General features: G+C 39.5%; 8 protein-coding genes, 1 tRNA gene, 1 pseudogene and 1 riboswitch. Of the genes and pseudogenes, 3 read left to right on the forward strand and 7 right to left on the reverse strand.

Going from position 1 to position 11,001, the window contains the following annotated elements:
- Nucleotides 1–35: 35 nt before the first annotated feature.
- The 4 genes from dapA to ADH52_RS00295 all read right to left on the reverse strand — a co-directional run bounded on the left by dapA (nucleotide 36) and on the right by ADH52_RS00295 (nucleotide 3,165).
- On the reverse strand, nucleotides 36–971 hold the full coding sequence (gene dapA, locus ADH52_RS00280; RefSeq protein ID WP_042751109.1) for a 4-hydroxy-tetrahydrodipicolinate synthase: 936 nt from the start codon (nucleotides 969–971) through the stop codon (nucleotides 36–38).
- A gap of 56 nt (nucleotides 972–1,027) precedes the next feature.
- Nucleotides 1,028–2,104: an aspartate-semialdehyde dehydrogenase gene (locus ADH52_RS00285; RefSeq protein ID WP_049509329.1), complete on the reverse strand. Its 1,077-nt coding sequence runs from the start codon at nucleotides 2,102–2,104 to the stop codon at nucleotides 1,028–1,030.
- A 379-nt stretch (nucleotides 2,105–2,483) separates the two neighbouring features.
- Nucleotides 2,484–2,556, reverse strand: a tRNA-Thr gene (locus ADH52_RS00290).
- A 99-nt stretch (nucleotides 2,557–2,655) separates the two neighbouring features.
- Nucleotides 2,656–3,165, reverse strand: coding sequence for a QueT transporter family protein (locus ADH52_RS00295; protein ID WP_049509331.1), 510 nt, complete (start codon nucleotides 3,163–3,165; stop codon nucleotides 2,656–2,658).
- A riboswitch (PreQ1 riboswitch) is annotated at nucleotides 3,163–3,259 on the reverse strand. It overlaps the preceding gene by 3 nt.
- A 28-nt stretch (nucleotides 3,260–3,287) precedes the next feature.
- Between ADH52_RS00295 and ADH52_RS00300 the strand changes: the two genes are divergently transcribed.
- Both ADH52_RS00300 and mscL read left to right on the forward strand, forming a co-directional pair.
- Entirely contained in the window at nucleotides 3,288–3,719 is a 432-nt protein-coding gene (locus ADH52_RS00300) for a GtrA family protein (protein WP_049509333.1), read from the forward strand.
- Between the two features lie 85 nt (nucleotides 3,720–3,804).
- Nucleotides 3,805–4,182 (forward strand): large conductance mechanosensitive channel protein MscL, encoded by a 378-nt coding sequence (mscL, locus tag ADH52_RS00305; protein ID WP_020901341.1) that lies wholly within the window; start codon nucleotides 3,805–3,807, stop codon nucleotides 4,180–4,182.
- A 41-nt stretch (nucleotides 4,183–4,223) separates the two neighbouring features.
- On the opposite strand, the gene hemH is transcribed toward mscL, so the two are convergent.
- On the reverse strand, nucleotides 4,224–5,318 hold the full coding sequence (gene hemH / locus ADH52_RS00310; protein WP_049509336.1) for a ferrochelatase: 1,095 nt from the start codon (nucleotides 5,316–5,318) through the stop codon (nucleotides 4,224–4,226).
- Between the two features lie 153 nt (nucleotides 5,319–5,471).
- Between hemH and pepT the strand changes: the two genes are divergently transcribed.
- On the forward strand, nucleotides 5,472–6,695 hold the full coding sequence (gene pepT, locus ADH52_RS00315; protein WP_049509338.1) for a peptidase T: 1,224 nt from the start codon (nucleotides 5,472–5,474) through the stop codon (nucleotides 6,693–6,695).
- Between the two features lie 35 nt (nucleotides 6,696–6,730).
- Here pepT and ADH52_RS10730 read toward each other — a convergent pair whose 3' ends face one another.
- Together ADH52_RS10730 and adcAII are read right to left on the reverse strand one after the other, a co-directional pair.
- The gene (locus tag ADH52_RS10730) at nucleotides 6,731–10,753 is read right to left on the reverse strand and encodes a pneumococcal-type histidine triad protein (protein ID WP_080977842.1); all 4,023 of its coding nucleotides are present in this window, start codon (nucleotides 10,751–10,753) and stop codon (nucleotides 6,731–6,733) included.
- A gap of 7 nt (nucleotides 10,754–10,760) precedes the next feature.
- Nucleotides 10,761–11,001, reverse strand: a pseudogene (gene adcAII / locus ADH52_RS00330) (zinc-binding lipoprotein AdcAII); the annotation flags it as partial.

The following is an 11,001-nucleotide window of genomic DNA, read 5'->3' on the forward strand; positions in this document are numbered from 1 at the left end:
GATCGTTCAATCGGTCATGGATTTTATTGTAATTATTAGTAATCTGGTCTTAAGACACCTGTTACAGTTGCCTTAGTTGCTTCGTAGTCACCATCTACAACAACCTTGATAATGCGTTTGGCATCTTCTTCTGGTGCTGGAACAAGAGGTAGACGAGTTGGTCCAGCTTCAAATCCCATGTAGTTAAGAACGGCCTTGACTGGAGCAGGACTTGGGTAAGAGAAGAGGGCATTAACCTTAGGAATGAACTTACGCTGAATTGCTGCTGCTTTCTTCATATCGCTTTCTTCAATGGCCGTAAACATCTCGTGCATTTCATCCCCATTTGTATGGGAGGCAACAGAAATAACCCCATCCGCACCAAGGTTCATGGCATGGAAAGCATCTCCATCCTCACCTGTATAAATCAAAAACTCCTCTGGCTTATGCTCAATCAAGTAAGCCATATTTGCCAAGCTAGTACATTCTTTGACACCGATGATATTTGGATGGTCAGCCAAACGAAGCATGGTTTCTGGAGTCAATTCGACAACCACACGCCCTGGAATATTATAGATAATAATAGGTAAGTCAGAAGCATCTGCAATGGCCTTAAAGTGCTGATACATTCCTTCTTGAGAAGGTTTGTTGTAGTAAGGAACAATAGCAAGCCCAGCAGCAAAGCCGCCAAATTCTGCTACTTCTTTGACAAACTCTATAGAGTCACGCGTATCATTGGTACCCACACCCGCAATCAAAGGAACACGTCCATTGACAACTTTTTGTACAGCCGCAAAGAGCTCCAACTCTTCATCGTGAGTCAATGTCGGACTCTCAGCAGTGGTACCTGCGAGAAGAATTCCATCCGTATGATGCGCCAACAGATGCTCAATCAAGGCTGGAATGGCATCAAAGTTGATGGAACCATCCTCGTGGAAGGGAGTAATAAAGGCTGTGATGATTTTACACTCTTTTAAATCTTGATAAGACATGAGAAACACCTCTCTATTTCAAAGAAGGAGTTCATCTGAACTCCTAAACAATATGACTATTTTAATTCAAATTTCAATTCGGCCGTTGGACGAACCAAGCCACGTTCGTGAAGAGTTTCTGCAATCTGAACTGAGTTCCAAGCAGCACCTTTGAGCAGGTTATCTGAAACAACCCACATGTGGATTCCTTTTTCAGCATCCAAGTCTTTACGGATACGACCAACAAAGGTATCACGTGAACCAACTGCATTGATGGCTTGTGGATAGATTTGATGAGCTACATCATCTTCAAGAACAGCACCCGGGAAGGCTGCGATAGCTGCTTTTACTTCTTCGATTGGAGCCACTTCTTTTGTTTCGATGTAAACAGACTCAGAGTGAGCTGACAAGACTGGAATACGCACACATGTTGCAGATACTGCAATGCTATCATCTTCCATGATTTTCTTAGTTTCCTTAGTCATCTTCATCTCTTCGTAAGTGTAATCATTGTCAGTGAAGACATCGATTTGTGGAAGAGCATTGAAGGCGATAGGATAATGTTTCTTGTCACCGCCTGAAGGCAAGATTTCAGCATGCAAATCACGTGGAGTTACACCATCATTCAAAACTTCACGAAGTTCACGTTGTGTCTCAAGAATTGCTCCCATACCAGCACCTGAAACTGCTTGGTAAGTTGAAACAATGATACGGTCCAATCCCCATTTTTGGCGAACTGGCTCAAGAGCCACCATCATTTGAATTGTTGAACAGTTAGGGCAGGCAATGATACCGTTGTGGGCATCAAGTGCATGAGCATTGACCTCTGGAACAACCAAAGGAACATCTGGGTTTTGACGGAAGTAAGATGTATTATCTACTACTACCGCTCCAGCTTTAACTGCGTATGGTGCATATTTAGCTGATGTAGAACCACCTGCTGAAAAGAGAGCAATATCAACTCCTTCAAAAGCTGTTTCAGTCGTTTCTTCAATCGTAATATCTTGATCTTTAAATTTCAAAATCTTGCCTGCTGAACGTGCAGAAGCAAGTAAACGAATTTTATCGATTGGAAGTGTTGATTCTTCCAACATTTTTATCATCTGAGCTCCGACAGCACCTGTCGAGCCGACTACAGCAACTGTATATCCCATAAATAACCTCTTTCGGAATTTTCTAAAAATTTCTATAATAGATGTATTATACTACTTTTTCCATGAATTGCAAAGCTTTTTCATCATTTTTTGGAAAATAAAAATCCCCAGTCGCTAAACTAGGGACTAAGAGGCATCTTCATGTGATGAGCAGGTTCACACAACTCATCAAGGTCCGCTCCTGCGTTATGACCTCCTTATGCTCAATAGTAGTCCGAAGACTACCTATCGACTCATCGCGTCTATTATATTACTAGAAATAAGTGGTTTTGTCAATAAGAAATTTTTGCAGGATGACTTTTATTATACAAAAGTCAGAATTTTTTCTCTTGAGCATAAGAAAAAACTCTTGTGCTCAAGAGTTTCCCTGTAAATATCATGCTAATTGCCGGGATTGAACCGGCGACCTCATCCTTACCATGGATGCGCTCTGCCAACTGAGCTAAATCAGCTTACTTAAAAAGTATACTATAGTTAGAAAAACTTGTCAAGTTTCCTTAGAAATTTTCCATAAGAAAAAGCCAGGTAAGAGCTACCTAGCTTATCTTCTTCTATTTGCTTAAATCAATTCGACGACCAATTTTACCAATGATAATCGCACCAATAATTAATGAGGCAAATTCACCAATTCCTGTTGTAAACCAAGTAAGGAAAAATGGTAATTCTGCTACAATATTTAACTCGGCAGCGATAGTAAACATAGAAATTGAAAAGAGGATTGAGAAGAAGAAATGATCTTTTCGAATCAATCCGTTAAAAAGATAATCCTTGCTGTATTTTGCAAAAAGCCAAACACCTAGACTGAGGAATACTAAGGTTGATCCACCACCAACAAAGACATCTAGCGGACCGAAGCTAAAGAAATTAGCAATCATACAACCGATAGTAACTCCGATGATGTACTTAGGATTGTAAAAAGCCATAAAGTTCATCATTTCTGAAATACGGAACTGATAAGCACCATAGCTGATGGCATTTAGGGGCGGTGTAACAGTCAAAACGACATAGATAGCAGCGACGATTGCAATATCTGCAACATCACGAATAGTTAATTTTTTCATTTTTTCTCCTTTGGCGGTTTCCCGCGTATAATATGCTTGGTGAAAGAAGCTAAGCACCAAGGGTTGCTTGAATCAACCTTACTAGTATAGCACAATAGCCTGCTTTATGCTATACTAAAAGCATGAAAAAAATAATCACTTATATTTTTAATAACGAACTTCTCGCTTATCTTTTTTTTGGTATAGCAACTACTCTTGTTTCTATACTATCACGATTAGTCATTTATCAACTAGCTCACAGAGAACTCCTTGCTACTGCCTTAGCAAATATTATTGGTATCCTATTTGCCTTTATCACAAATGATAGGATTGTATTTAAGCAAGCTAGGCAGAATTGGCCAAGACGTTTAGTGAAATTTTCTCTTGCCCGCCTTTCTACTTTTCTGTTAGACTTGCTCTTTACTTTTCTGTTTGTGACTAGGTTTCCCCACATCATAGGTCAATTCGTAAACGGGAATCTTGATAAAGTAAATGCAATCGAAACAGTTCTTGCACAATTATTGATAATTATCCTTAATTACATTTTTAGTAAGGTTTTTATTTTTAAAAAATAAGAAAAATTTTAAACATATAGCTTGCAAGAACTTCTTAATTAATATATAATTAAGTGTAAAAATTTTTTGAAAGGAAATTATGAAAATGTTAAAAGATCTTAAAGCATTTTTGCTTCGTGGTAACGTTGTTGACCTTGCTGTCGGTGTAATCATTGCTACTGCTTTTGGTGCAATCGTTACATCACTTGTTAACGATATCATCACTCCACTTATTTTGAATCCAGCCTTGGAAGCTGCGAAAGTACAAAACATCGCTGAGCTTGCTTGGAATGGTGTTACATATGGTAAATTCTTGAGTGCTGTTATCAACTTCCTAGTTATCGGTACTGTTCTCTTCTTCGTTATCAAAGGTATTGAAAAAGCTCAAAGCCTTACTAAGAAAGAAGAAGCTGAAGAAGCTCCAGCTGGTCCAACTGAGTTGGAAGTACTTCAGGAAATCAAAGCTCTTCTTGAGAAAAAATAATCAATTAAAAGGATCTAGCGCAATGCTAAATCCTTTTTTCTTTACTCTTTCGGTAACTTGCCTGCTTTTTCAAGCATTTTCTTAATAAGATAAGGCATCTTAACATTTTCCCGACCTTTTTTCTCAATCAGTTTTTTCACAAATTCCGGCATTTGTAAATCTTCAGATTCGGCCAAAATATTTTTAGTCTCATCTGAAGGAACTAACTCATCAAAGGTTTCTTCTTCTGGGAGAAATTCCTTAAATTCTTGATGTTCATTGGCTCTGACTGTATTGACCAAGGCATCAATCAAACGAGAATCTGTATTTGGCATTGGTGGACGATGATAGTTCACCCCAAATTCCTGACACAAGTCATAACATTCCACATCGTTGTCAAACAAGACTTCAATATGCTCGCTGATGAAGCTGATAGGAACAAAAATATAATGGTCTGGATGTTCTTTCTGTTCTCTGAGATACTCTAAAACATCTGGTTTAATCCATGGAATCCCGATATCACTTTCACTTTGCCAAGTATTAGTATATTGCTCAGAACTCAAACCTAGTTTTTCAGCGACTAGCTTGCTATTTTCGAAAATTTGGTCGATATAGGGGTCACCAAAATCCAAGGCAAAAATGGGTACACTATGGGCTGAAAAGATGACTTTAAATCTATCCTGCTTTACTTCTTCTTTTAAAATCTTAGCAATTTCATCTGCCCAATAGTTTAAGAGCGCTTCTTCTTGATACCAGTCCTTGATAACTAAAAATTTAATTTGTTTGCTTTCTAAAAATTTTTCATAGCCCATGACAGAGTAGAAAGAATAATGAGGTTCTAAAATCAAGCAAATACACTGCTCGATTCCGTCTGCTTCCATCTGACCAATCACATCTGGAATAAAGGGTCTAGAAAACTTATTGGCAAAATAGACACTGTACTCATTCCCCAGCCTAGATTCTACCAAGGCAACCTCTTCTCGAGTAATTTTTTGCAGAGGCGTGCCCCCAATTCGTACATAATTATCATAGAGAGTTTGAATCTCGTGGTCTTGAGGTTTCACTCCACGACGAATATTTGTGAAAAAATCAGCCACACCTTCAAAGGTAATCTCTTCTGGCGAACCGAAAGTCATCATTAAAATTGCTTTTTTCATAATCGCTTCCTTGTGATATTTTTATCAAGTTTATTTTATCATTAATTCGTTGATAAGTAAACGCCAACATAGCGAATTTCCCCAACTTCAGTCTTTTGTTTTTCTCTCTTTTCTATGATACAATGGAAAAAATGAATTCAAAAGGAGTTTTTTATGACTTATCCAAATCTCTTGGACCGCTTCTTAACCTACGTTAAGGTCAACACGCGCTCTGATGAACACTCTACTACTACTCCAAGTACGCAGAGTCAGATTGACTTCGCAACTAATGTTCTAATTCCTGAAATGAAACGTGTTGGACTGCAAAATGTTTACTATCTAGCAAATGGTTTTGCAATTGGAACCTTACCAGCCAGTGACCCATCTTTAACACGTAAGATTGGCTTTATATCTCACATGGATACTGCTGACTTTAATGCCGAAGGAGTTAATCCTCAGGTGATTGAAAACTACGATGGTGGTGTGATTGAACTTGGAAATTCTGGTTTCAAATTAGATCCAGCTGACTTCAAGAGTCTGGAGAAATATCCAGGACAAACACTCATCACAACTGACGGAACAACCTTGCTAGGTGCTGATGACAAGTCAGGGATTGCTGAAATTATGACTGCTATTGAATATCTGACTGCCCATCCTGAAATCAAGCACTGTGAGATTCGTGTTGGTTTTGGTCCAGATGAAGAAATCGGTGTTGGTGCCAATAAATTTGATGCAGAAGATTTCGATGTAGATTTTGCCTATACTGTAGATGGCGGACCTCTCGGAGAACTTCAGTACGAGACCTTCTCAGCCGCTGGTGCTGAATTGCATTTCCAAGGACGCAATGTCCACCCTGGTACTGCCAAAGGGCAGATGGTCAATGCCCTTCAGCTAGCAATTGATTTTCATAATCAACTTCCAGAGAATGACCGACCCGAGTTAACAGAAGGTTACCAAGGCTTCTACCACCTAATGGATGTGATAGGTAGTGTCGAAGAGGCACGTGCAAGCTACATCATTCGTGATTTTGAAAAAGATGCCTTTGAAGCGCGTAAAGCAGCAATGCAGTCTATCGCTGATAAGATGAATCAAGAACTTGGTAGCGACCGTGTCACCCTAAACTTGACAGACCAGTACTACAATATGAAAGAAGTCATTGAGAAAGATATGACTCCAATTACCATTGCCAAAGCCGTTATGGAAGATTTGGGTATTACTCCTATTATCGAACCAATCCGTGGAGGGACAGACGGCTCTAAAATTTCCTTTATGGGAATCCCAACTCCTAATATCTTTGCGGGTGGAGAAAATATGCATGGACGTTTTGAATACGTCAGTCTTCAGACCATGGAACGTGCAGTTGATACCATCATTGGTATCGTAGCTTATAAAGACTAAAAAGACGAGGTAGCTCAGCTACCTCGTCTTTTTAGTTATTCAGCAGGTTTGTCTTGATTTCCAGTACTTGTTGTAGATTCTGTTGTTTCCTTTTCTGAAGCTAATTCAGCAGGTTTAGAATCGATTGTGTTGCTTGCTTTGTTTTCGTTGCTTGCAGTTTCACTGTTAGATTTCTCAGCTGTTGATGTTTCTGTTTCGGGACTGGTCTTATCAGTATTTGCTTCAGCATTTGTTGCTGGACTTGCTTCTTCACTTGCGCTAGCTTTTGACTTGATTTCTTGATTCAAGACTAGGATAGTTTTTGTCAATTCAAGTAAAGCAGCTTTATCCTTACTCTTAGCAGAAAGTTGATCTAGTAATGCATCCACCTTATCAAAGTCGGCATCAGAACCCTTATTGTTTTCTAAGTATGCGTGAAGCGACATAAGAATATCGTAGAGTTTTTGATAGAGTACAAGTGTCTGAGGATCTTGCTCTGCATTTTCCTTCTCTTGTTGAAGGGCGCTAGCGATACGAGTCAAGACATCTTTTACCTGACTGTTTACTTCATCCAAGTCTGCATCAGCCTTGGTTGTAGCAGCTTTGAGATTTTCTACTTCTTCTGCCAAGGATTGTCTGATTCCTTCTTCTTGGATTTGTTCTAAGAGTTGAGTTGCCTTGCTCAAAAGACTTTCTACTTCTTCCTTGCTGACATGATTCACATGCTCTTCAGGCATAAAGTCTCCGTACAATTCTTTCAGGAAGCCATAAATAGCGGTCTTGGCACTTTGATTATCTACTTTTTCAGTATCTAGAACTGTTTGACTTGATTTCGCAGTAGTTGGCTGAGCTTTCAAAGCTTCTTCCACTTCTTGTTTTGCCTGATAGATGCTTGGGAATAATTTGTTCAATTCTGCTGCCTTAAGGAAGGATTGAGATTGATACAAGGTCCAAGTCAACTGAGCTACTTTGTTTCGAAGTTCATCACTCAAACGACCATCATTTACGTGTTCGTAGAAATACTTGATGTATTCTACAGTTGTAACGCCTGTTCGATCATTAAAGTCTTGCAAGGCTTGAAGTTGTGATTCAACCGCTACTAAAGCAGCTTCATCTTTAGCCAACTTAGCTTCTTGGAGTCGAACGAGAAGGTCTTTCTTAGGAAGGCCATAAGAGTCTGTATCCAGTGTATTTATTTTATCAATCAAGGCTTGATATTTCTTATCTAAAGCACTGGTTTCAACAGATTTGACACTTTCATCAATATGGATATATTGCTTATCAAAGAGATTAAGGGTTGCAAGATAACCTGCTGTAGAGTTAGTTGCCAGTTTCTTCATGTTTTCAGTAAACTGACCTAAGGCTAACTCAATCTGTCTTTGTTCGATAGGCTTGTCTTTGTAGATACTTCTGCTATCAGCTAGAAGTTGATCTACTTTTTCCAAGACTGCCTTCTCATCAAAAGCTCCAGGTTGATAATTGGATTGTAGGGCTGGAATCTTGTTTTTCAAAGCTACTTCATAGCCCTTCGTTTGAACCTTGATGTAGTGATTATGGTCACCATGAGGGATCACAAAACTACCATTTTCTACCTGTAAACTATAAGGAGACACACCATCTCGCAAAGCAGTGGTATAGAGTTCATTTAGGAAATCAAGCTCTGGATTGCCAGTTTGTATCGGAAGACGCACATGTTCCTTACGAACAGCATATGGGTGGATATGAGTTGGATCGTAGGCTTGGTCTGGATTTCCAAAGACAAAGAAACCGTTTGAAATTCTAATAGCTTCAAGTGGAACACCGTAGGTCTTTGAAATGTAAGCCATTTTTTCTTCATCGCTAGCATCTCTTGAGAAAGACTCTACCGTTTTAGCAAGAGGTTTTAAAGGCTCTGCATCATGATGTGTTTTCAAATGATCTTGCGCTGCCTTGATTTGCTCTGCTGTCATATCTTTCTTGAAGAAGTAATGATTATGGTCACCGTGACTCATGACAAATCCTTGCTCATCCTCACTGATGACACGATTAGCATCAAAACCGTGATCATGGTCTTCATCATGATCATCATCGTGAGCTGGATTTGGTGTTACTGTATTTGCCCCTTTCAAGTGGTCTTGCGCTGCCTTAATTTGCTCCGCTGTCAAGTCCTTCTTGAAGAAATAATGATTGTGGTCACCGTGCGACATGACAAAGCCTTGTTCATCCTCACTGATGACACGATTAGCATCAAAACCGTGATCATGGTCTTCATCATGATGGTGGTCATGCTCATCGCCATCTTGATCTTCATGGGCTGGACTTGGCGTTACAGGCATTTTACCTCTCAAATGATCCTGCGCCGCCTTGATTTGTTCTGGTGTTAGATCCTTCTTGAAGAAGTAATGATTGTGGTCACCGTGACTCATGACAAAGCCTGACACATCTTCACTGATGACGCTATTGGCATCAAAACCGTGATCATGGTCTTCACCGTGATGGTGAGCATGATCTTCTTCATCGTGATCATCATCATGAGCTGGGCTTGGTGTTACTGGCGTTTTACCTCTCAAATGATCTTGGGCGGCCTTAATTTGCTCTGCTGTCAAATCTTTCTTAAAGAAATAATGATTATGATCACCATGAGTCATGACAAAGCCTTGCTCATCCTCACTGATGACGCGATTGGCATCAAAACTATGATTATGCTCCTCATCACGATGGTTCCCATGATTATCTTTATCGTGTTCATCATCATGTGCTGGACTTGGTGTTACTGGCGTCTTACCTTTCAAATGATCTTGGGCGGCCTTGATTTGCTCTGCTGTCAAATCTTTCTTAAAGAAGTAATGATTATGATCGCCGTGTGACATGACAAAGCCTTGCTCATCCTCACTGATAACACGATTGGCATCAAAACCATGATCATGGTTTTCACCATGATGAGCGTCATGTCCCTCTCCATCATGGCCATGCTCTTCATGCTTAGGATCCTGATTTCCATGGTCATCATCTTGCTCATGATGATGGTTTTTCTGAGTAGGTTTTTCTGCTGGTTTGCTTGGATTATCCAATGGTGTTGGTTTCACACTGTCACTAGCTAGAGGAATCATTCTCGCAATCTTTTCTTCTAATGCAGAAAGCTTTGTATAAGGGATGAAATGATAGTGATTTCCATGAGGAATCGCTACACCACTCGGTGTTCTGCTTAAAATCTTAGCAGGGTCAAAAGTCAAGCCATCCGATTCAGCATATCGTTGAGTACTTGGAAGAGCATAGAGCTGCTGTAATAGACTTTGAAGACTCTCGGATTTATTACTTGGTATTTCAGCCTGTTGAATAGGCTTGGTAGTTTGACCAGTCCCATTTGTACTTGAACGATAGTCAGTCACACTAGGCTGATTTCTAGTTCCAGAGAGGTAAGCTTGTGCTGCAGCCAATTCACTAGCAGACAAGGAACTCTTTGGAATGTAGTGGTAATGTCCTCCGTGAGGGACGATATAAGCATCACCAGTATCCTCTATAATATCAGATGCATTAAAGATGTAGCCATCATCAGTAGTATAGCGACCTTGAGATTGAGCAAGCGCCACTGCACTATTAGATGTTGGTGCATCGTGAGTATGACCTTGTTTTTGGCGTTCAATTTCGTCCTTCGAACGAACGTTATCCGCATGTGCCACATCCTTAAGGTAAACATAATATTTACCATCCACCTTGATAATGTAACCACCTTTGACTTCGTTGACAATATCAGCGTCTTTCAATTGATAATTGGCATCTTTCATCAGAAGTTCCTCACTGAAAATCGCATCAAAAGGAACTTTCCCATTATAATAATGGAAATGATCACCGTGTGAAGTCACATAACCTTGATCAGTGATTTTCACAACAATCTGTTCAGCCTGAATATCTTCTTTTTTGCTAACTTGATCTGGTGTTTGTGTCTCTGTTTTTGGAGTGTCTTGTTTCCCATCAACATAAGATACACGATTCGTATCTTTGTTCTCTCCTGTCTGATGTTGATTCAATGCATAAATACAAAGACTTAAAGAAAGGACGACAGCTGCACCAGCAGCAAGTTTCTTCTTATTTATTTTCATAATCTCCTCATTTCAATTCTTCTGCTAAAATACTCATATTGTCTTCTAGGTTTTCTAGATAAGTTTTGTCGTTTTGTGGGTCTGCCTCTAAAGGATTCAGAGTTTTAAGACCCACACCTGTTGATTTGACAAGAGTTTCAGCTACTTTCGAAGAAGCATTACTTTCTGTAAAAATTGTTTTAACCTTATAGGTTTTAACAAATTCCTGAATTTCTGTTAGTTGTCTTGGACTTGGTTCTTGTTCTGGA

It is taken from the genome of Streptococcus pseudopneumoniae (genome assembly GCF_001072665.1).
In the GTDB taxonomy this organism is placed as follows: Bacteria; Bacillota; Bacilli; order Lactobacillales; family Streptococcaceae; genus Streptococcus; species Streptococcus pseudopneumoniae_S.

Excerpts from the sequence above, each read along its gene's own strand:
- dapA (WP_042751109.1), bottom strand. The coding sequence starts at position 971 with ATGTCTTATCAAGATTTAAAAGAGTGTAAAATCATCACAGCCTTTATT.
- ADH52_RS00285 (WP_049509329.1), bottom strand. The coding sequence starts at position 2,104 with ATGGGATATACAGTTGCTGTAGTCGGCTCGACAGGTGCTGTCGGAGCT.
- ADH52_RS00295 (WP_049509331.1), bottom strand. The coding sequence starts at position 3,165 with ATGAAAAAATTAACTATTCGTGATGTTGCAGATATTGCAATCGTCGCT.
- ADH52_RS00300 (WP_049509333.1), top strand. The coding sequence starts at position 3,288 with ATGAAAAAAATAATCACTTATATTTTTAATAACGAACTTCTCGCTTAT.
- mscL (WP_020901341.1), top strand. The coding sequence starts at position 3,805 with ATGTTAAAAGATCTTAAAGCATTTTTGCTTCGTGGTAACGTTGTTGAC.
- hemH (WP_049509336.1), bottom strand. The coding sequence starts at position 5,318 with ATGAAAAAAGCAATTTTAATGATGACTTTCGGTTCGCCAGAAGAGATT.
- pepT (WP_049509338.1), top strand. The coding sequence starts at position 5,472 with ATGACTTATCCAAATCTCTTGGACCGCTTCTTAACCTACGTTAAGGTC.
- ADH52_RS10730 (WP_080977842.1), bottom strand. The coding sequence starts at position 10,753 with ATGAAAATAAATAAGAAGAAACTTGCTGCTGGTGCAGCTGTCGTCCTT.